This window comes from Comamonas sp. 4034, from assembly GCF_050434545.1.
In the GTDB taxonomy this organism is placed as follows: Bacteria; Pseudomonadota; Gammaproteobacteria; order Burkholderiales; family Burkholderiaceae_C; genus Comamonas; species Comamonas odontotermitis.
In genome coordinates this window covers 90,530-112,269 of record NZ_JBNDIT010000010.1, presented here as the reverse complement: position 1 = coordinate 112,269, position 21,740 = coordinate 90,530, and the positions used below count along the sequence as shown (strand labels likewise).

Here is a 21,740-nt window from a genome sequence, read left to right as displayed (position 1 = left end):
CGCATTGAATAACAGAGGTGGCGCCACAAGCGCTGCCTGCAAACCCATGCCATGGAGAACACGATGAGCGATCAACTGATTATTTTTGACACCACCTTGCGTGACGGCGAACAGTCGCCTGGCGCGTCGATGACCAAGGACGAGAAGCTGCGCATTGCCCGCCAGCTTGAACGCCTGAAGGTGGATGTGATCGAGGCGGGCTTTGCAGCCAGCTCCAATGGTGATTTCGACTGTGTGCAGAGCATTGCGTCGATCATCAAGGATTCCACCGTGTGCTCGCTGGCCCGTGCCAACGACCGTGACATTGCCCGCGCTGCAGAGGCGCTCAAGCCTGCCAACCGCGCGCGTATCCACACCTTCATTGCAACCAGCCCGCTGCACATGGAGAAAAAGCTGCGCATGTCGCCTGACGAGGTGTTCGAGCAGGCCAAGATGTCGGTGCGCTTTGCCCGCAATCTGGTGGGCGATATCGAATTCAGCCCGGAAGACGGCTACCGCAGCGACCCTGATTTTCTCTGCCGCGTGATCGAGGCGGTGATTGCCGAAGGCGCTACTACCATCAACGTGCCTGACACCGTGGGCTACGCCATTCCTGAGCTGTACGGCAACTTCATCAAGAACCTGCGCGAGCGCATTCCCAACAGCGACAAGGCGGTCTGGTCGGTGCATTGCCACAATGACCTGGGCATGGCGGTCGCCAATTCGCTGGCAGGCGTCAAGATTGGCGGCGCGCGCCAGGTGGAATGCACCATCAATGGCCTGGGCGAGCGCGCGGGCAATTGCTCGCTTGAAGAAGTAGTGATGGCCGTCAAGACGCGCCGTGACTACTTTGGGCTGGATGTCAATATCGATACCCAACATATTGTTGCTGCCAGCAAGATGGTAAGCCAGACCACCGGCTTTGTCGTGCAGCCCAACAAGGCCGTGGTGGGCGCCAATGCGTTTGCCCACGCCTCCGGCATTCACCAGGATGGCGTTCTGAAGGCACGCGACACCTACGAAATCATGCGCGCGGAAGACGTGGGCTGGAGCGCCAACAAGATCGTGCTGGGCAAGCTGTCGGGCCGCAATGCCTTCAAGCAGCGCCTGCAGGAGCTGGGCGTGGTGATGGAGAGCGAGAGCGACATCAATGCCGCCTTTGCCCGCTTCAAGGATCTGGCGGACCGCAAGAGCGAGATCTTCGACGAGGATATCCTTGCGCTGGTCAATACCGAAGGCGGTCACAGCAACCACGAGGCTTTCCGCTTTGTTTCGCTGGCCCAGGCAAGCGAGACCGGTGAGCAGCCCAAGGCGACTGTGGTGCTGATGGTCCACGGCAAGGAGGTCAAGGGCGAATCCACGGGTAACGGCCCGGTGGATGCCTCAATGAAGGCCATCGAGTCGCAGGCCAAGAGTGGCGCCGAAATGGTGCTCTATGCGGTCAACGCCATCAGTGGTTCCACCGAGAGTCAGGGCGAGGTGACCGTGCGCTTGCAGCAGGGCGGCCGTATCGTCAATGGTGTGGGCGCTGACCCGGATATTGTGGTCGCGTCAGCGAAAGCTTACATCGCTGCGCTAAACAAGTTACAAAATCCTACAGAGAAGGTAGCTGCACAAGGATAAGGCTTCGGAATATAATTTCACTTAAATAATTGAAGAATCGCGTAAGTCAATGATATTGCGCGATTTTTTAAATTTCGAATTTCATCCTCAGCTATCGTTTTTGTAGGGAGCAGAATAATGGCGCCATCCAACCGCAGTGTTTTGCGTCGTTTTTCACACATTTTTGCAATCTGTGCGTTGGCAATTGGTGTCGGCATGCCGCATGCCTACGCCGCTACCAAAAAGAAAGCTGCCCCTGCCAAGGCCCATGTCGAAGCCAAGGCTGGCAAGAAGCAAGCTGCTGCTGTCCAAAAGGGTGAGCGCAATGGCCGCGCGCACAAAGAGGTAGTTGCCTCCAAGGGTGCTTCCAAAAAGGTAGCAGACAAACCGGCGGGCAAGGGTGCCAAGGGCAAGACGGTAGTAGCCAAGGCTGGCAAGGCGGAAAAGGCCGAAAAGGCCGAAAAGGCCGACAAGGGTGGCAGGCGCCATGCGCGCGCCGCTGCAGCAGCGGCGGCAGCACTGGTGGCGGTAGAAGCTGCTCCAGCTCGCCAGTCCTTCGGCCAGATGGCCGGACTGCACGATGTCATGGACCCATTGGCACTCAAGTCCAGCGTAGCGCTGGTGCTGGACCAGGACACGCATGAAGTGCTGCTGTCCAAGAACGACCATGCGGTGCTGCCGATTGCCTCGCTCACCAAGCTGATGACGGGTCTGATCATTTCCCAGGCCAATTTGCCGATGGATGAAGAGATCACCATCACGCAGGACGATGTGGACACCGAAAAGCACAGCAGCTCGCGCCTGCGTGTTGGCACCACCTTGATGCGCGGCGAGTTGCTGCATCTGGCGCTGATGTCCAGCGAAAACCGCGCTGCCCATGCACTGGGCCGCACGTTCCCCGGTGGCATGCCGACGTTCGTGGGCCAGATGAACATGAAGGCCAAGATGCTGGGCATGGCCGATACCCGCTATGTGGAGCCTACCGGGCTGTCCAGTTCCAACCAATCCAGCGCGCATGATCTGGCGACCCTGGTGAATGTGGCGCACTCCGATCCCTTGCTGCGCGAGCTGACCACCTCGCCCTCGTACCAGGTCGAAGTGGGTGCGCGCACCGTGCAGTTCAACAATACCAACCGCCTGGTTCACAACCCGGATTGGAACATCGGCCTGCAAAAGACGGGCTATATCTCGGAGGCGGGCCGCTGCCTGGTGCTGCAGGCCCAGGTATCCGGCCGCAAGCTGATCATGGTGTTCCTGGATTCGGCAGGCCGCTTCAGTCGTCTGGCGGATGCCGAGCGCGTGCGCCACTGGGTGGAAGGCTCGGGCGGGCGGCTGCTGGCCAAGCACTGATTGCTGCGGATTGCCCATGGATTGCCTATACGCCGGCAATCCACTGCTCAAAAAAACCTGCCAGCGGCAGGTTTTTTTATGGAGAGGACGAGAGAGGCGGTGCTGGAGATTCAGCGGGTCGCCGCCGATTTACGCTCTTCGAAGCCCAGCGCGGCAGAGATTTCGGTGGCAGTAGCCTGCAGCTTGCTCGTCCAGTTGTCGTCCAGCCGGTCTGCAGGGGCTGAGACGGACAGGCCAGCAACCAGGCGGCCCTGGTCGTCGTAAATGCCTGCTGCCATGCAGCGCACGCCCAGCTCCAGCTCCTCGTTGTCACGCGCGAGGCCATATTGGCGGGTTTTGGAGAGCTCGCGCTCCAGCACGGCGAGATTGGTAATGCTGTTCTTGGTGTTGCCGGCCAGACCCGTGCGCATGGCGTAGGCGCGAACGCGCTCGGGCTCTTCGGCCGCCAGAAAGAGCTTGCCGGTGGAGGTGAGGTGCAGCGGTGCATGGCCGCCGATGGCGCGCACCACCTGCATGCCCGAACGCTCGGAAAAGCTGCGCTCTACGTACACGATCTCGTCGCCCTGGCGCATGCTCAGGTTGATGGCCTGCTGCGTGGCCAGATGCAGGCGGCGCATCGGCAGCAGGGCCACTTCGCGCACATTGATGCGGGCCTTCACAAGGTTGCCCAGCTCCAAGAGGCGCATGCCCAGGCGGTAGCTGCCCGATTCGGGTCGGTCCACAAAGCGGCCGATGGTCAGGTCATTGAGGATGCGGTGTGTCGTGGATGGGTGCAGGCCGGTGATTTCGCTCAGCTCTTTCAGCGACACCGCCTCCTCGCGCGAGGCGAGTACATCCAGCAGTGTGAACATGCGCTCTAGCACTTGCACGCTGGGTTTGGCGGCGGTGTCGTGTTGTGGTTTGGTCATGCGTCGGGTGGCGGTGTAAGGGCAAAGGCAAAAATAGAATGCAGCGCCTGATGGACAGGCGCATCAAGCTGCAGAATGTATAGCAAAACGGGCAGATTGCCAGCGCTGGTCCACATAGACCTCATAGGGCTGGTAGTCGGCCTTGTATTGCATCTTGCGGCTTTCCTCGATCCAGTAGCCCAGGTACAGGTAGGGCAGACCCATGGTGCGGCACTGTGCAATCTGCCACAGCACGTTGTAGGTGCCGTAGCTGGTGAGGGGTTCGGGTTCGTAGAAGGTGTAGACGGCGGAGAGCCCGTCGTTGAGGATGTCGATGATCGACACCATCTTGAGCGCGCCGGGCTGCTGGGGTTCGGTACTGGGCGCCCGGAACTCCACCAGGCGGCTGTTGACGCGGCTTTGCAGCATGAACTGCGAGTACTGCTCGACACTGTCCTCGTCCATGCCGCCGCCCGTGTGGCGTGCAGCCTGGTAGCGCAGGTACAGCTCGTAGTGTTCGCGCAGAAAGCCCAGGGGGAGTACGCGAACTTCGAGACTCTGGTGCTGCTTGAGGGCGCGGCGCTGGTGGCGCTTGGGCTTGAAGTCAAGCGCCGCTACGCGCAGTGGCACGCAGGCCTGACAGCCGTCGCAGTAGGGGCGGTAGGTGAACAGGCCGCTGCGGCGAAAGCCCTGCTGGATCAGCTCCGAATACACATCGTTCTGAATCGCATGGCTGGGCGTGGCCACCTGCGAGCGCGCCATGCGCTCGCTCAGGTAGCTGCATGGGTAGGGTGCCGTTGCATAGAACTGCAGGGAATGCAACGGAAGTTCGTTGAGCCTACTCATCCGTATGTGCCGTATGTGGAAATGTCGTTTCAGATAGTGGGATTATGTCAGCCCAATCGCTTGCTGCAAACTCCCAGCGCATTGCAGGCTGCTGTGTCTGCTCTGCGACGTGGGCCACGAATTGCGCACGGGGGATTTCCGCCGCTCCCATGAAGGCCAGATGGCCGGTGTTCTGCTGGCAATCGATCATTGTCACACCTTCGCGCCGGCACAGCGCCACCAGTGCGGCAAGGGCGATCTTGGAGCCATTGCTGATGGTGGTGAACATGGATTCGCCAAATACGGCGTGGCCTATGGCTACGCAGTACAGTCCTGCCATCAGCTCTCCATTCATCCATACCTCGACGCTGTGGGCAAAGCCGTCGCGGTGGAGTTGGGTGTAGGCAGCCTGGATGTCGTCCACGATCCAGGTGCCGTTCTGCCCGTCCCTGCTGATCTGGCTGCAGGCGCGGATCACGGCCGGGAAATCGCTGTCTATGCGCAGTGCAAAACCCGGCGTTGCCATGGCCTTGCGGATGGCTTGCCTGAGCGAGCGGTGCAGGCGAAAGTGCGCGGGCTGCAGCACCATGCGCGGATCGGTGGACCACCAGAGGATCGGTGAATCTCCGCTGAACCAGGGAAAGATGCCATGCCGGTAAGCGCGCTGCAGATGGCGGCTGTCAAGCCTGCCGCCAGCGGCCAGCAGGCCGGGATGGGGGGTGTTGGCTCCCCAGGCTTGCTCCACTGGGGGGAAGGGGTCGTCTGGCTCCAGCCAGGGCAGTGGCGGCAAGGGGCGCGGCACGTTGGCAGTCTCTCGATGAAAAAATCTCACTGCATTGTGCGGGAAATCGGCCTCGGGTACAGCCTTGGATTGGCTTTTGAATGGCGCACAGCCCACAAAGAAAAAACCCATATGCCATGGCATATGGGTTTTGATCTGGCTCCTCAACCTGGGCTCGAACCAGGGACCTACGGATTAACAGTCCGGCGCTCTACCAACTGAGCTATTGAGGAATATTGGTACAAATTTTTGGCGGCAGCCTTGTGCAATTGCAAGGTGCCCTGTCTTGGCTCCTCAACCTGGGCTCGAACCAGGGACCTACGGATTAACAGTCCGGCGCTCTACCAACTGAGCTATTGAGGAATATGTCGGTTTGACAGTGTGCCCTGAGCGATTGCAGGGCGTTGTGTGATGGCTCCTCAACCTGGGCTCGAACCAGGGACCTACGGATTAACAGTCCGGCGCTCTACCAACTGAGCTATTGAGGAATATCGGTCAACAAGGCTTTGTTCGATTGCAAAGCCGAAAAAATTCTTTGGCTCCTCAACCTGGGCTCGAACCAGGGACCTACGGATTAACAGTCCGGCGCTCTACCAACTGAGCTATTGAGGAACAAGACCGCAATTATAGAACGAATTTCAGACTTCAAAAAGTGAAGCAGTCATTTTTTGGGATTTCGGGCCTGGGCTTCGTCGCTGGTCGGTTCCGGCCTGCACCACAGCCATGCAAGAACGCAGGCCATGCAGCCGATGGACAAGGCCTTGGCCCACACCGGTGCGGGTACCGCCAGCATGATGAGGGCGCAGACCGCCATGGTGGCCGTGGCGCTCCATTTGGCCCGGCGGCTCACAAAGCCGCCTGCAGCCCAGTTGCGCAGCATGCCGCCAAACAGCCTGTGCCGCCACAGCCAGCCATGCAGGCGTTCCGAGCTGCGCGCGGCGCAGGCCCCGGCAATCAGGATGAATACGGTTGTGGGCAGCCCTGGAATAAAGATACCCACAATGCCCATGCACAGGCTGGCCACCGCGCCAAGCAGCAGCAGCCATCGCAGCAGCGGGCTGCGGATAGGGCAGTACACAGGAGGCGCATTGCCATGCAGGGGCGGGGCGGGCGCACGGGGCTCGGGCATGGCGCCATTGTGCATCTGCCAGCAAGACAATGTGCAGATGCCGGGCAAGTGATATTGGGAGAGAGGGTGCGCCACCGAGCCGGTACGCACTGCGCTACCATGCCGACATGGCAATTCATCCAATCTTGAAAATGGGCGATGCGCGGCTTTTGCGCACGGCGCAGCCCGTCGCTGCATTCGACACCGACGCGCTGCACCAACTGGTGCAGGACCTGCTCGATACCATGCGCGCTGCGCAGGGGGCTGGACTGGCGGCGCCGCAGATTGGGGTTGACCAGCAGGTGGTGTTTTTTGGCTCCAGCGAGCGCAACCCGCGCTACCCCGATCGCCCCCTGGTGCCGCCAACGGTGCTGATCAACCCGGTCATCACACCCTTGTCGGATGAAGAGGCCAGTGACTGGGAGGGATGTCTGTCCGTGCCCGGCATGCGAGGGCTGGTGCCGCGCTGGCAGAAGATCCGCTACACCGGTTTCGACCAGTATGGGGATTCGATCGACCGCGTGGCCGAGGGCTTCCATGCCCGTGTGGTGCAGCATGAGTGCGATCACCTGTGGGGCAAGCTCTATCCCATGCGGATGCGCGACTTCACGCAGTTCGGTTTTACCGAGGTGCTGTTTCCCGATATCAGCGCGGCCGAAGACGATTAATCAAAAATAATAGCAATCGGCGCTTGATGGAAAAGCCCAGGAACTGGTTTTTATAGCCAGTAACTGCTTACGCCGGAGCGGCCAGTGCCCACAGCAGTTCGGTTTCGATGGCAATCTGGCTCACATTGTTCTGCAACTCCGGGCCTTGCAGCAGAAAGCTGTCTTCCACCCGCTCCCCCAGGGTGCTGATCTTGGCCAGCTCCACGCTCAGCTGGTGGCGGGCCAGGACGCGTGCCACGGTGTACAAAAGGCCTGCACGGTCGGCGGCAGAAATGGACAGCAGCCAGCGCTGGCCTTTGTCATCGGGCCGCAGCAGCACGCGCGGCGCAACCGGAAAGCTCTTGACGCGGCGTGAAACGCGGCGCTGCACCGGCTCGGGCAGTGGCTTGGCTTCCGCCAGCGTGCGGCTCAGTTCACTCTCCACCAGATTGATCAGCTCACGGTAGCTTTGCGGTGCATTGGTGGCGATCACCTGGAAGGTGTCGAGCGCATAGCGGTTGAGCGCTGTGTGCACCCGGGCATCCAGGATCGAGAAGCCGGCGCGGTCGAAGTAGCCGCAGATGCGGGCGAACAGGTCGGGCTGGTCGGGCGCATACACCATGACCTGCAGGCCTTCGCCAGCGAGCGATTGGCGGGCGCGCACGATGGGCGTGCTGCTCCCCACATGGCGTGAGAGGTGGCGGGTGTGCCATGCAATGTCGGCTGCCTCCTGTCGCATGAAGTAATCCACCCCCAGGGTGTCCCACAGGGCCTTGTGCGACTCGTGTGGCTGGGCCGAGAGCGCGAGCATCACCAGGGCTTCGCGCTTGCGGATTTCGGCCTGCGCCGCCAGGTCGGGCGCCCGCCCGCCCAGCATGCGCAGGGTGGCGCGGTACAGGTCTTCCAGCAGCTTGCCCTTCCAGCCGTTCCACACCTTGGGGCTGGTGCCGCGTATGTCGGCTACGGTCAGCAGGTAGAGGGCCGTGAGGTAGCGTTCGTTGTGCACGCGCTTGGCAAAGGCTGCTATCACCTCGGGATCGGACGTGTCCTGCTTTTGCGCCACCTGGCTCATGGTGAGGTGCTCGCGCACTAAAAACTCCACCAACAGGGCGTCTTCCCTGGCAACCCGGTGGTCGCGGCAGAAGCGCTTGACCTCGGCGGCGCCAATTTCCGAATGGTCGCCGCCGCGCCCTTTGCCGATGTCGTGAAACAGCGCTGCCAGATACAGAATCCACGGCTTGTCCCAGCCCGCAGCCAGTTGTGAGCAATAGGGGTACTCATGGGCATGCTCTGCCATGAAGAAACGCCGCACATTGCGCAGCACCATCAGGATATGCTGATCGACGGTGTAGACATGGAACAGGTCGTGCTGCATTTGCCCCACGATGCGGCGGAAGGGCCACAGGTAGCGGCCGAGCACCGAGGTCTGGTTCATCAGACGCATGGCATGGGTGATGCCCTGCGGTTGCTGCAGGATCTGCATGAAGGTGGCGCGGTTGACGGGATCCTGGCGGAAACCGGCTGTCATCACCCGGCGTGCATGGTAGAGCGCGCGGAAGGTGCGGGCCGACAGATCGGTGAGGCCTGGCTCTGTTTCATATAGCAGGAAAGTGCGCAGGATGGCGTGCGGGTTGCGCAGATACACTTCGTCGTCGGCGACTTCAATGAGGCCTGCCTTCTCGTAAAACTCATCATCGATGCGGCGCAGCGCGTGGCTGCCCGGGTGCAGGCGCTCGTCGATGTTGAGCAGCAGAATCTGCGTCAATTGAGCCACCGCCTTGGCCGCCCAGTAATAGCGCTTCATCAGCTCCTCGCTGGCGCGCTTGGGGAAACGGTGTCCGGCCGGTGTTTCCGTCTTGAAGCCGAAGGATTCGGCCACCGGTGTCTGCAGGTCGAACACCAGGCGGTCTTCGCGTCGCCGGGCCACAATGTGCAGCCGCGCGCGGATGAGGCAGATCAGGTCTTCATTGCGCTGCAGGTTGCGCACTTCGTAGATGGTGGCCAAGCCCTTGCCGGCGAGCGCCTTCCAGCTGTCGCCCAGGCCCGTGGCACGGCCCAGCCAGATGATGGTCTGCAGATCGCGCAGGCCGCCGGGTGATTCCTTGCAGTTGGGCTCCAGGGAATAGGCGGTGTTTTCGTACTTGTTGTGGCGCTGCTGCATCTCCAGCACCTTGGCCACCACAAAGGCATCCGGGCTGATGGCCTGGTCCAGCGCGCTCTGGAACTGCCTGTACAGCGGCGCAGAGCCGGCGATGCGGCGCGACTCCAGCATCGCTGTCTGCACGGTGACGTCGGCCCTGGCTTCCGTGATGCACTGCACCACGGTGCGCACACTGGAGCCGATTTCCAGTCCCGCATCCCAGCATGACCCGATGAAATGCTCGATTCTGGTGCGCAAGGGGGCCTCATGCTCCAGATCGGTGCCATCGGGCAGCAGCACCAGCACATCGATATCGGAATGCGGAAACAGCTTGCCCCGGCCAAAGCCGCCTACGGCGACGAGGCTGAGGTGGTCAGGCAGGCCGGCCAGATGCCACAGGTCGCGCAGCAGGTCATCGGCCAGGTTCGACAGCTTGCGCAGCTGCGTCTGGATGCCGCGCGTGCTGCTGCCTCCGGCCATGATGGCCTCGAACAGGGTGGCGCGCCGGGCCTGGTACTGCTCACGCAGCTGCGGAATGCGGGGATCGTTCATGGTGCAAGTCAAAGCGGTCCATGGCAGTGTGCCATAGCGGAAAACCAGTGATTCCCATAAGCATGTGCTGTGCCAGCCTTCATCTGCTGCCGCCAGAGCCCGATGGCAAAGAAAAAGGCGGCATGCTGTGCGCAGTGCCGCCTGGGTGAGAGCGCAGGGTTAACCGCTCAGCATTTGGTCGTCTTGACGAAGTCGGGCAGCGCGGGGGAGCCATCAGACAGGGTCAGCACCTCGTAGCCGGTGTCGGTCACCAGCACTTCCACTTCCCACTGGGCGGAGAGGCTGTGGTCCTTGGTGATCACGGTCCAGCCGTCGTTGCCCAGGTCCTTGATGTCCTTCTTGCCGAGGTTGAGCATGGGCTCGATGGTGAAGATCATGCCGGTCTTCAGTTCCACGCCTGTACCTGGACGGCCATAGTGCAGCACCTGGGGCTCGTCGTGGAAGACCTTGCCGATGCCGTGGCCGCAGTATTCGCGCACCACCGACAGGCCGTGGCCTTCGGCAAACTTCTGGATCGCGTGGCCGACATCGCCCAGGTGTGCGCCGTTCCTGACCTGCACGATACCGTGCCACATGGCCTCGAAGGTGAGCTGGCATAGGCGTTTGCCGGCGATGGTGCCCTCGCCGATGATGAACATGCGGCTGTTGTCGCCAAAGTAGCCCTCTGGCGTGATGATGGTCACGTCCACGTTGACGATATCGCCCTTCTTGAGGGGCTTGTCATTGGGAATGCCGTGGCATACCACATGGTTGACCGAGGTGCAGACGTAGGCGGGGTAGGGTGTCATGCCGGGGGGCTGGTAGCCCAGGCAGGCGGATTTGGTGCCTTGCTTTTCCATGGCTTCGGCGCACAGCAGGTCGATCTGCTTGGTGGTGATGCCTGGCTGGATGTGGGGGGTGATGTAGTCCAAAACCTCCGAGGCCAGGCGGCCTGCGATGCGCATCTGTGCAATGTCTTCTTCGGTATTGATTTTGATGGTCATAGCCCATGATTATCCCACTGCACCCATTGGCCTGTTGACCATGCGGCTACGTACCCTGTCAACGCACAGTAAAATCCCGGGTTAACCCCGCCCTTGCATCCGTTGCTGCAGCCAGCCTGTGGTGCGAGCAAGGCGCATGTGTGCTTTCCTCCATCCTCCTAGTCCCACATAGGCTGCCACGTGACACTGCACCTGACCCAGCTAGCCGGCGGTAACGCCCTGAGCTCCTTCCGCGCCCAACAACTGCTGACCGCATTGACGGCAATCCATCCAAAAATAACGGGCATTGCTGCCCGTTTTGTACATCTGGTGGCCACCAATCAGCCCTTGGCTGGTGCAGATGCACAGCGCGTGGCGGCCCTGCTGACCTATGGCGACCCCTACGCAGGCAATGACGAAGGCCTGGCTTTTGTCGTTACGCCGCGCCTGGGTACGATCTCGCCCTGGGCGTCGAAGGCGACCGATATCGCGCGCAACTGCGGCCTGGACGTGTTCCGCGTGGAGCGCATCACCGAATACCGGGTAAGCCTCAAATCCGGCCTGCTGGGCGGCGCGCCAGAGCTGAATGCAGAGCAATCCGGCCAGATCGCCGCGCTGCTGCATGACCGCATGACCGAATCGGTCTTTGCCACCCGCGCCGAAGCCGAGCAACTGTTTTCTGCGCTGCAGGCGCAGCCCATGGAGTTTGTGGATGTGCTGGGTGGCGGCGCTGCCGCGCTGGAGGCTGCCAACAAGCAATGGGGCCTGGCCCTGGCCGATGACGAGATCGAGTACCTGGTCAAGGCCTTCAATGGCCTGGGACGCAACCCTACCGATGTGGAACTGATGATGTTCGCTCAGGCGAACTCCGAGCACTGCCGCCACAAGATCTTCAACGCCAGTTTCACCATCGATGGCGTGGCGCAGGAGAAATCGCTCTTTGGCATGATCCGCAACACCGAGCAGGTCTCGCCCCAGCACACCATCGTGGCCTATGCCGACAATGCCTCCATCATGGAAGGCCACGCTGTCGAGCGTTTTGTGGCGAAATTCGATGCAAGTGCCGGAACAGAAGTTGCACCAAGCTATCAAAAAAATAGCGCCATCAACCATGTGCTGATGAAGGTGGAAACGCACAACCACCCGACGGCCATCTCTCCCTTCCCAGGCGCCTCGACCGGTGCAGGCGGCGAGATCCGCGACGAAGGCGCCACCGGCCGGGGCTCCAAGCCCAAGGCGGGTCTGACCGGTTTTACCGTCTCCAAGCTCTGGGGCAGCGAAGTGGGCAAGCCCGAGCACATTGCCAGCCCGCTGCAGATCATGATTGAAGGCCCGCTGGGTGGCGCTGCATTCAACAACGAGTTCGGTCGTCCCAACCTGACGGGTTATTTCCGCGAGTACGAGCAGCAGGTGGGTGACATCACCCGCGGCTATCACAAGCCCATCATGATCGCGGGCGGCCTGGGCATCATCGATTCCGAGCTGACCAAGAAGATTGAATTTCCCGCAGGTACGCTGCTGATCCAGCTGGGTGGCCCCGGCATGCGCATCGGCATGGGCGGCGGCGCAGCCAGTTCCATGGCCAGCGGCACGAACGCTGCCGAGCTAGATTTTGATTCGGTGCAGCGTGGCAACCCGGAGATCGAGCGCCGTGCGCAGGAAGTCATCAACCATTGCTGGCAGCAAGGCGCGGGCAACCCGATCCTGGCGATTCACGACGTGGGTGCCGGCGGCCTCTCCAACGCCTTCCCCGAGCTGACCAACGATGCGGGCCGTGGCGCGCGCTTTGACCTGCGGGCCGTCAAGCTGGAGGAGTCTGGCCTCGCCCCCAAGGAAATCTGGTCCAACGAAAGCCAGGAACGCTACGTGTTGGCCATCGCGCCTGAGTCGCTGGCACAGTTCACGGCGTTCTGTGAGCGCGAGCGCTGCCCGTTTGCCGTGATCGGCACCGCCACCGGTGAGCGCCAACTGGTGTTGGAGGACACGGCTGTCGCGTCGGGAGACCAGAAGTTCCCCGTGGACATGCCCATGGATGTGTTGCTGGGCAAGCCGCCCAAGATGAACAAGGATGTGGCCACCGTCACGCGTGAGCTGCCTGCCATCGACCTGACCGGCGTGCCGCTGGAGAAGGCGGTGATCGATGTGCTGGCCCACCCCACCGTGGCCTCCAAGCGCTTTCTGATCACCATTGGTGACCGCACAGTGGGCGGCCTCACCCACCGCGACCAGATGGTCGGCCCCTGGCAGGTGCCCGTGGCCGATGTGGCCGTGACCCTGGCAGACTTCAAGGGCTTTGCAGGTGAGGCCATGGCCATGGGCGAGCGCACGCCGCTGGCGGCCATCAATGCCCCGGCCTCGGGCCGCATGGCTGTGGCAGAAGCCATCACCAATATGCTGGCGGCGCCCATTGCACTCTCCAAGGTCAAGATGTCGGCCAACTGGATGGCGGCCTGCGGCGAAGCAGGCGAAGACGCCGCGCTGTATGCAACGGTCAAGGCCGTGGGCATGGAGCTGTGCCCGCAGCTGAACATCTCCATTCCTGTGGGCAAGGATTCGCTGTCCATGCGCACGCAGTGGAGCGAGGGTGGCGAGGTGAAGAAAGTCACCTCGCCTGTGAGCCTGATCATCACCGGCTTTGCTTCGATCGACGATGTGCGCGGCACGCTCACGCCACAGCTTGACGCTGATGAGGACGACAGCACACTGGTGCTGGTGGACCTGGGCCGGGGCAAGATGCGCATGGGTGGCTCCATTCTGGGCCAGGTGCTGGGGCAAAGCGGCAATGAGACCCCCGATCTCGACGATGCCAAGGACCTGATTGCCATGGTGGACGCCGTGAATGCGTTGCGTGCCAAGGGCCAGATACTGGCCTACCACGACAAGGGCGACGGTGGCCTGCTGGCGACCGTGGCCGAGATGGCTTTTGCTGGCCATGTGGGTGTGGCGCTGAATGTGGACATGCTGGTCACCGAAGGAGACGGTATCTCCGACAGCCGCATGGACAGTGGCGAAGGCAAGAACTGGGGCACCCAGGTGTCGGGACGCCGCGAAGACCTGACCTTGCGTGCGCTCTTCAACGAGGAGCTGGGCGCCGTGCTCCAGATCCGCACCGGTGACCGCGACGAGGTTCTGCAGATTCTGCGCGAACACGGCCTGGCCACCTGCAGCCATATCATCGGCAAGACCCGGCCCGAGTCGTCCACCATGGACATGGGCAAGGGCGAACTGCAGGTCTGGCGGGATGCCAAGAAGGTATTTGGCGCAACGCTCTCCGATCTGCACCAGGTCTGGGACGCAGTGAGCTGGAAGATCGTCCAGCAGCGTGACAACCCCGCCAGCGCCGACAGCGAACATGCCGCAGCCGGTGAACCTGCCGACCCAGGCATGCACGTTCAGCTTTCGTTCGATCCGCAGGACAACGTGGCAGCACCTTTCCTCAACGTGGCGGCCAAGCCTCGCGTGGCAGTGCTGCGCGAGCAGGGCGTGAACTCGCATGTGGAAATGGCCTATGCATTTGCCGAGGCAGGCTTTGATGCGGTGGATGTGCACATGACGGACCTGCAGACGGGCCGCGCACAGCTCAAGGACTTTGCGGGCGTGGTGGCCTGCGGCGGCTTCAGCTACGGCGACACCCTGGGTGCCGGTATTGGCTGGGCACGCTCCATCACCTTCAATGATCGCCTGTCCGAGCAGTTCCAGCAGTTCTTCGGTCGCACGGATACCTTCGGTCTGGGCGTTTGCAACGGCTGCCAGATGTTTGCCGAGTTGGCAGACATCATTCCCGGCGCGCAGGACTGGCCACGCTTCACGCAGAACCAGAGCAACCGCTTTGAAGCACGCCTGTCGATGGTCGAGGTGCTGGAGTCGCCCTCCATCTTCCTGCAAGGCATGGCTGGCAGCCGTCTGCCGATTGCCGTGGCACACGGCGAGGGCTATGCCAACTTCAGGTTCCGCGGCAATGAAGCGCAGGTGGTCAAGGCCATGCTTTTTGTGGACAACCATGGCCAGCCTACCGAGCAGTACCCGTTCAACCCGAACGGCTCGGCTGGCGGCCTGACTGCCGTCACCACCGCCGACGGACGCTTCACGGCCATGATGCCGCACCCCGAGCGTGTGTTCCGCAATGTGCAGATGAGCTGGGTGGACTACGAGAAGGTGGGCGGCAAGTCTGAATTCAGCCCCTGGATGCGCGTCTGGCGCAATGCGCGCAAGTGGCTGGGTTGAGGCCCTAGGCTGGTTCGGCAATCGATACCGCAGTGCATCTGCTGCTGCGGTATCGGTTGCTGTCAATTTTCCGGCCAGAGGCCCGCTTTGGCCGCCAGTTTTATGAACGTACCAGTGATTCCTCTGCACTTCAAGTGCGGTGGATGAAGCGAAAGCTCGGATCGGTTCGTGCCTGACAGCACTCCCTTTCATCCAATAGCCGTTTCCTCCAGGGAATCGCCTACCTCATGGGCAGCCAACTGCTGCGTTTGCCTCAAGAACGTGTTTACGATCTCCTCGCACCGCGATAGCGGCTTTGCAGGGCGCTCCTGACCGGGCACCCCCAAACCCACTGTCCCTATGGGGTGGAGTGAAATCGGGCGATTTCTGCATGCTAGCCCTTGCTTTCACCCCGGTGCAAGCTGCGGACCCTCGCTTCGAACTCATTCCGACTGCACTCCAACGCGGCTGCGTAGAGATCGTAAACACGTTCTAGCATTGTGCGAGTCTGTCGTGTCGCTCCCCCAGGCCCAATCTTTCTTGAGGGGCATGGATATCAGCCCTTCGCTTCTGTTTCCGTCCCCGCTCCTGTTTTCCCGTAGGTTCTTGAGGTGGTCTCAAACCTAATGAATGCCACTGCCGGTGCTTTCGAGCGTTGGGAGGAAGGGCTCTGGGTGTCTCGCAGGTCGACGCCATTTCCGCTCTGGCGACACAAAGTGGCAATGCGTTGCAATGCTGCGCGAATGAAAGCGTAGAAGAGGGGAATTTAGGTATCCACATCACTTGTCAGGCGGGAACCCGGGCGTCATTGTCTGCATCTCCAAAGGCTTGAATGTGGTATCGATACCAAAAATTACCTTTTTTAAAATTCTTCATAAATTGCGCGCCTGATAGTGTATATATATGTATCAAATCGCGCTATAAATTCACATATTCGGTGGAGAGATGCATGAAGGCGGTGATGCGCTGCTGTCGCTGGCTCGCGGCTATTTCACTGTTATCCAGGAGTTGATGCATGCACGAAGATTTTCCAGAAATCCCTTCGGGCCTGCTGGACCGATGGCACGGGCTGTTGCGGAACTATGCCGATCTGTTGCACTTGTCCGTAGCGCGGGTACTGCGTCTGCAGCATGGGGTCTGGCATTTGATGTCGGCTGCAGGCCCGGCAGCCGATCGCCTGGAGAACGGTCCGGTGGTCACGAAGGAGCCGCCGTTCGCGGGCGAATTGGTGGTCGCCCAGAGGCTGGTATGTCGGGAATCATTGAGCGATGCTACTTTCATCTTGAAACATCAAGACCGTGAGCGCATCGCGCAGAGCTACCTTGGCATACCGGTCTACTGGCCCAGCGGCAGTCTGTTCGGTGTTCTGGATGCGCTCAACGATGCTCCCAGGGTGTTCACCGACGCCGAGCGGCGTCTGTTGGTGCAGATCCGCGATGACATCGAGGATCACCTTGTGCTGCTGCATGGCAACCGCGCAGACCTGGTAACCAACCACGAGACGCGCGAGCGCCTGCAGGCCAGTGAGGAGCGATTTCGCCTGCTGGTGGAAAACGCTGGCGACGACTATTTTCTGCATGATGACCAGGGCCGTTTCATCGACGTGAATGAGCGCGCCTGCCGCAGCCTGGGCTATTCGCAGGCCGAGCTGCTCACCATGGAAGTGGGTGATGTGGCCTTCGGCGTGACGGCGGATCAGCGGCACCAGCTGTTCCGGGACGCCTCGCCGGGCAGCTCCCAGGTGGTCAAAAGCCACCATCGCCGCAAGGACGGCAGCATGTTTCCGGTCGAGGTGGTGATCACCTGCGTGGAAATCGATGGGCGCAAGCTGTTCATGGGGCTGGCGCGCGACATCACCGAGCGCGAGCGGGCAGAGCGGATGGTGCGCGAGGTCAATGCCGACCTGGAGCGCCGCGTCGCCTTGCGTACCGCGGAGCTGCAGGATCTCTCGGGCAAGCTGCAAGGGGTGTTGAACAGCGCGGCGGACATCATCTTTGTGAAGGATCTGGGCGGGCGTTACCTGCTGTTCAATCCAGCGGGCGAGCGCTTCCTGGGGCGCAGTGCGGACGAGGTGATCGGCTGCACCGATTCGGATTTGTTTCCACCAGAAATGGCTGCGGTCTTCATGCGTGCAACCCAGCAGGTGCTGCAGGCGCAGGACAGTCTGACGTTGGAAGAAAAGGTGCTTTCGGCGCAGGGTGTGCGCACCATGCTGACGACCCGCAGCCCATTGCGTGACGAGCATGGCCGTATTCACGCGGTGATGGGCGTGGCCCATGACATTACCGAGCGAAAGCAGGTGGAGCTGGAGCTGCAGTTGCAGCGCCAGCGCATGGCCCTGGCGATCGACGTGGGGGCTCTGGGGGTGTTGGACGTCAACCTGGACACCGATGCGGTGCTCTGCAATGCGCAGGGATTGGAGATTCTTGGCCTGCAGGGGGGCGATGGGTTGGCGCTGGGGCTTGTGAACCGGCTCATTCATGTGCAGGACCGGACCGCCTGGGACAACCACCTGAATGAGGTTCGCTCGGGGGCAGGCCCGCAGCGGGTGCAACTGCGTGTCGTCCAGCCGGATGGCGCCGTGCGCTGGGTGTCGGCTGCCGCGCGTTTTGTGGCTGGTCAGGGGCAGGTTTCTGATCGATTGGTGTGCGTCATGGTGGATGTGACCGAAAGCCATCAGGCCGAACGCAAGCTCAAGAACAGCTTTGAGAGCCTGCAGCAGGCCGAGCGTCTGTCGCGCATGGGCTCCTGGACCCTGGACATTCAACGGCAGGTTTTCGCGGTCTCCGACATGCTGCGGGAGATCGTGGGATTTTCCTGCGATGAAGAGGTATCGCTCAGCCGTCTTACTTCGGTGATGTCGGAAGAGAACTATCAGAAAGTCAAGGCCGGGCTGGAAGACTGTGTTGCCAATGGCAGCGCGTTTACGATGGCGTTTGAGCACTACCGTACCGATGGCAGCACCTTTGCTGCTGAAGTGCGGGCACAGGGTATCCGGGACGACAGCGGCCAGGTGGTAAGCGTGACGGGTACCGTGCAGGATGTGAGCGAACGCGAAGAAGCGCGTGCGCAACTGGCCTCGCTGGCGGATCGCCTGCCCAGCGGCGCGCTCTATCAACTGAGCTATGTCAACCCCGAGCTGGGTCTTGCTGGCCCCGTCGATGGAGGAGATCTGCATCTCAATTACATCAGCGGGGGTATCGAAGCACTGATTGGCATCTCGGCGCAACAGCTACAGGAGAATCCTGGCCTGCTGTTCAACGCGGTGCACGAGGAGGATCGGGCTCCATTTTTGAGTGCCTCGCGCGACGCCAGTGCGACCCATAGCCTGTTTGAGTGCGACTTTCGCTTGCGCCGACCGGATGGCTCGCTGATCTGGCTGCGTATCCGCTCGGCACCGCGCAAGGTCAAGGGTGGCTGGATATGGGACGGCATCATCCTCGACATCACGCGCCAGCATGAAGTGGAGTCGGCGCTGCGCCAGGCCAAGGATGCGGCAGAGCGGGCAGAGCGGGCCAAGGCTGACTTTCTGGCCAACATGAGCCATGAAATCCGCACGCCGATGAATTCGGTGTTGGGCATGACGCGATTGGCGCTGCAGACTGATCTGTCACCACGCCAGAAGAACTATCTCGAGAAGATCGATATTTCCACCCGTGCGCTGCTGGCCATCATCAACGACATTCTGGATTTTTCGAAGATAGAAGCCGGTGGATTCGAACTCGATGATACGGACTTTGCCCTGGAGCAGGTGCTCGAAGCGGTCTCGAACGCCACCTCGCTGCGTGCCGACGAAAAGGGGTTGGAGGTTGTCTATGCAATAGCGCCGGACGTACCACGCGCCTTCCGTGGCGATCCGCTGCGCCTGTCGCAGGTGCTGATCAACCTGGTGGGCAATGCCGTCAAGTTCACCGATGCCGGGGAGGTAGTCGTGTCCGCCAATGTGCTGGAGTCGCGCGAAGATGGCAGCGATCTGGTGCAGTTCAGTGTGCGTGATACCGGTATTGGCCTGAGCCAGGAGGCGCTGGGTCGCCTCTTCGTGCCTTTCCACCAGGCAGATGGCGGAATCTCGCGCCGTTATGGAGGAACGGGCCTGGGCCTGACCATCTGCAAGCAGCTGGTGGAGAAGATGAGCGGAGGCATCCGTGCGGAAAGCGAGCCAGGGCGAGGCAGCCTGTTCTCGTTCACGGTGGCCCTTGGGCTACCGTCGAGCGACATGGCGCTGCGTGCCAAGTCGCTGCATGGCTATCGTGTGCTGGTGGTGGATGACAACGCCACATCGCGCGAAAGCCTGGGAGGCATGATCAGCAGTTTCGGCATGCAGGCCGACTGTGTCGATTCCGGGTTGCATGCGCTGGCGCGCATAGAAGCGGTGGCGCAGGAGGGTAAATCCTATGACCTCGTGCTGATGGACTGGCAGATGCCCGAGATGGACGGCATTGAAGCCACGCGCCGCATACGGCAGGAAAGGGGGCAGGAGCACGTGCCTGCGGTGCTGATGGTCACGGCGTACGGACGCGACGAAATACTGAACCAGGTCACATTGGCGGATTTGCAAGGAATTCTGGTCAAACCGGTGACTGAGTCTGTGATGTTCGATACCGTGCAGGATGTGTTGGCAGGTCCGCGCATGCATGCCCAGCATTTCAGTACTTCAAGGCAGGTGCGCAGCGTGCTCACGCCATCGATGCGCCGCATGCTCAATGGCAAACAGGTATTGGTCGTGGACGACAACGCGCTCAATCTCGAAGTGGCTACCGATTTCCTCGTATTGGCGGGCGTGCAGGTGGACACGGCTGTCAATGGTCTGCAGGCCATCCGTCGGCTGGAGATGAAGGCCTATGACGCCGTGCTGATGGATATGCATATGCCGGAGATGGATGGCGTGACCGCCACGCGCGAAATCCGCCGCAATCCTGCCTGGCAGGCGTTGCCCATCATCGCGCTGACAGCGCAGGCACGCACCGAGGACCGTGAAGCGACGATTCGAGCGGGCATGACTTCGCACCTGTCCAAGCCGATCGAGGAGCATCTGCTCTACCAGACCTTGGTCGATATTTTCACCGGCGATCACTCCCACGTCGGCAAGTTGGCGCGCTCGCAAGGATCGGGCGGAGAAATTGTGTCTATCCGCCATGCGTTGTCGCAGCAAGGGCCCGTGGATTTTGATGCAGCGCTGCACCGGATGGGCGACAACCCCGAACGCATGCGGCGCCTGTTGCATGGTTTCCTGCGTGACTTTGCCGATGTGCCGCAGCGGCTCGATGCTGCGGTGGCTGCGCAGGACCACAAAAATCTGGAGGCGCTGGCCCATCTGGTCAAGGGTGCAGCAGGCTACGTGCAGGCCAAGGCGCTGACCCATTCGGCAGACGCATTGGAGCGGCAGGCCGGCCGTGGAGATGCCGCTGCCATGGAGCGCCTGGCTTTTACCTTCCGCGCCGACCTGACTGCTGTGCTCGAAGCCATCGGTGATCGCCTCAAGCGATTGGCCGATGCGGCTGCCAAGCAATTCCAGCCAGTGGCAGGCACCGATGCTCAGAAGACACTGGCCCTGATCGACAAGGCCGAGCCATTGATGCGCAGGGGCGACTATGCCGCCACAGCGCTGTTGACCGATCTGGCCCATGAACTGCAAGGCCACCCTGCATCCGCCAAGCTCGAAGAGGCGCGGGTGCTATACGAGGATATTGAATTGATCGATGCATTGACGGCCATGGGGCAGTTGCGCCAGCTATTGGGCCTCGCGAAAGATGCCGCAGTGGAGGATCAGGGATGAGTACGGTCAACCTGCCCACGGTGTTGATCGTGGATGATGAGCGTATCAATCGCACGGCGCTTGCCGAACTGCTCAAGGACGAATGCCGGGTAGTCTTGGCCAAGGACGGCGTCTCCGCGCTGCAGCGCGTGGCGGAGGAACAGGTCAGCCTGATCCTGCTCGATGCCTCAATGCCTGATATGGACGGATACGAGGTATTGCGACGCCTCAAATCCAATGAAAAGACCGCCAACATCGGTGTGATCTTCGTGACTGGCCAGATCGAGGAGGCGCATGAGGAGCGCGGCCTGCTACTGGGAGCGCTGGACTACATCGCCAAGCCTGTGCGGCCGCTCCTGGTCAAGGCGCGCGTGCGAAACCACCTGGAACTGGCCCGCCAACGCGAAGAGCTGGAGCGCCTGTCCTTGCAGGACGCGCTGACCGGCATCAGCAACCGTCGCGCTTTCAACCAGGCTTTCATGCGGGCCTGCGGCAATACGGTGCGCAATGGCACGCCGCTGGGTCTGGCGATGATCGATGTGGACTATTTCAAGCGCTTCAACGACCTCTATGGCCATGGTGCCGGTGACGACGTGCTGCGCCGCGTGGCGCAGACCCTGGGCAAGGCGGCGCAGCGGCCTTATGACATGATCGCGCGCTACGGCGGGGAGGAGTTCGTGCTGATGCTGCCTTCCAGCATTGCGTTGCAGTTGGTGCTGAACCGGCTGTGTGAGGCCGTACAGGCGCTGGCCATTCCCCATGAGCAGTCGGAGGTCAGTCCCATGCTCACCATCAGTTGCGGTGGAGTGGTGGCCGGGCATGACAGCGCCAGGCGGCCCGAGCAATTGCTTGAACGCTGCGATGAAATCCTCTATCAGGCCAAGAATGCAGGCCGCAACCGAGCCATCGTCCACGACCTCCATTGAGTGGTGCTCGGCAATCGGCTCTG

13 protein-coding genes and 4 tRNA genes are annotated in these 21,740 nt (G+C 61.4%); 6 read left to right on the top strand and 11 right to left on the bottom strand.

The features are described from left to right. Nucleotides 1-63 precede the first annotated feature (63 nt). On the top strand, nucleotides 64-1,602 hold the full coding sequence (locus ABIE32_RS12710; protein WP_429016615.1) for a 2-isopropylmalate synthase: 1,539 nt from the start codon (nucleotides 64-66) through the stop codon (nucleotides 1,600-1,602). Nucleotides 1,603-1,619: 17 nt separating this feature from the next. Here ABIE32_RS12710 and ABIE32_RS12705 read toward each other — a convergent pair whose 3' ends face one another. Beyond that, entirely contained in the window at nucleotides 1,620-1,799 is a 180-nt protein-coding gene (locus ABIE32_RS12705) for a hypothetical protein (protein ID WP_224152867.1), read from the bottom strand. On the opposite strand from ABIE32_RS12705, the gene ABIE32_RS12700 reads away from it, so the two are divergent. Next, nucleotides 1,720-2,931: a serine hydrolase gene (locus tag ABIE32_RS12700; RefSeq protein ID WP_429016613.1), complete on the top strand. Its 1,212-nt coding sequence runs from the start codon at nucleotides 1,720-1,722 to the stop codon at nucleotides 2,929-2,931. The genes ABIE32_RS12705 and ABIE32_RS12700 overlap by 80 nt on opposite strands. A 110-nt stretch (nucleotides 2,932-3,041) precedes the next feature. Here the strand turns inward: ABIE32_RS12700 and ABIE32_RS12695 are convergent, their stop codons facing one another. The 8 genes from ABIE32_RS12695 to ABIE32_RS12660 all read right to left on the bottom strand — a co-directional run bounded on the left by ABIE32_RS12695 (nucleotide 3,042) and on the right by ABIE32_RS12660 (nucleotide 6,553). Beyond that, nucleotides 3,042-3,839 carry an IclR family transcriptional regulator gene (locus ABIE32_RS12695; RefSeq protein ID WP_224149517.1) on the bottom strand — a complete coding sequence of 266 codons (798 nt, stop codon included), beginning with the start codon at nucleotides 3,837-3,839 and terminating at the stop codon, nucleotides 3,042-3,044. Nucleotides 3,840-3,902: 63 nt separating this feature from the next. After that, nucleotides 3,903-4,664, bottom strand: coding sequence for an arginyltransferase (locus ABIE32_RS12690; protein WP_429016612.1), 762 nt, complete (start codon nucleotides 4,662-4,664; stop codon nucleotides 3,903-3,905). Further along, complete coding sequence (gene aat, locus ABIE32_RS12685; protein WP_429016610.1) at nucleotides 4,657-5,445, bottom strand: leucyl/phenylalanyl-tRNA--protein transferase; 789 nt, start codon at nucleotides 5,443-5,445, stop codon at nucleotides 4,657-4,659. Before aat ends, ABIE32_RS12690 begins: the two co-directional genes overlap by 8 nt. Nucleotides 5,446-5,581: 136 nt before the next feature. Further along, a tRNA-Asn gene (locus ABIE32_RS12680) sits at nucleotides 5,582-5,657 on the bottom strand. Nucleotides 5,658-5,711: 54 nt separating this feature from the next. Continuing rightward, a tRNA-Asn gene (locus tag ABIE32_RS12675) sits at nucleotides 5,712-5,787 on the bottom strand. Between the two features lie 49 nt (nucleotides 5,788-5,836). After that, nucleotides 5,837-5,912, bottom strand: a tRNA-Asn gene (locus ABIE32_RS12670). 48 nt (nucleotides 5,913-5,960) lie between these two features. After that, nucleotides 5,961-6,036, bottom strand: a tRNA-Asn gene (locus ABIE32_RS12665). A gap of 49 nt (nucleotides 6,037-6,085) precedes the next feature. Continuing rightward, complete coding sequence (locus ABIE32_RS12660; protein WP_429016608.1) at nucleotides 6,086-6,553, bottom strand: YbaN family protein; 468 nt, start codon at nucleotides 6,551-6,553, stop codon at nucleotides 6,086-6,088. 107 nt (nucleotides 6,554-6,660) lie between these two features. Between ABIE32_RS12660 and def the strand changes: the two genes are divergently transcribed. Further along, nucleotides 6,661-7,200: a peptide deformylase gene (gene def / locus ABIE32_RS12655; protein WP_429016606.1), complete on the top strand. Its 540-nt coding sequence runs from the start codon at nucleotides 6,661-6,663 to the stop codon at nucleotides 7,198-7,200. Between the two features lie 67 nt (nucleotides 7,201-7,267). Here def and ABIE32_RS12650 read toward each other — a convergent pair whose 3' ends face one another. Together ABIE32_RS12650 and map are read right to left on the bottom strand one after the other, a co-directional pair. Then, nucleotides 7,268-9,871: a [protein-PII] uridylyltransferase gene (locus ABIE32_RS12650; protein ID WP_429016605.1), complete on the bottom strand. Its 2,604-nt coding sequence runs from the start codon at nucleotides 9,869-9,871 to the stop codon at nucleotides 7,268-7,270. 167 nt (nucleotides 9,872-10,038) lie between these two features. Continuing rightward, the gene (gene map / locus ABIE32_RS12645) at nucleotides 10,039-10,854 is read right to left on the bottom strand and encodes a type I methionyl aminopeptidase (protein WP_224149511.1); all 816 of its coding nucleotides are present in this window, start codon (nucleotides 10,852-10,854) and stop codon (nucleotides 10,039-10,041) included. 180 nt (nucleotides 10,855-11,034) lie between these two features. Here map and purL point away from each other — a divergent pair, with 180 nt between their 5' ends. From purL to ABIE32_RS12630, 3 genes are all read left to right on the top strand, one after another. After that, a complete protein-coding gene (purL, locus tag ABIE32_RS12640) occupies nucleotides 11,035-15,057 on the top strand; it encodes a phosphoribosylformylglycinamidine synthase (protein WP_429016603.1) in 4,023 nt (1,340 codons plus the stop codon). A 994-nt stretch (nucleotides 15,058-16,051) separates the two neighbouring features. Beyond that, nucleotides 16,052-20,812, top strand: a complete 4,761-nt coding sequence (locus ABIE32_RS12635; protein WP_429016601.1) for a PAS domain S-box protein — start codon at nucleotides 16,052-16,054, stop codon at nucleotides 20,810-20,812. After that, on the top strand, nucleotides 20,809-21,717 hold the full coding sequence (locus ABIE32_RS12630) for a GGDEF domain-containing response regulator (RefSeq protein WP_224149508.1): 909 nt from the start codon (nucleotides 20,809-20,811) through the stop codon (nucleotides 21,715-21,717). The genes ABIE32_RS12635 and ABIE32_RS12630 overlap by 4 nt, the downstream gene beginning before the upstream one ends. Nucleotides 21,718-21,740 lie beyond the last annotated feature (23 nt).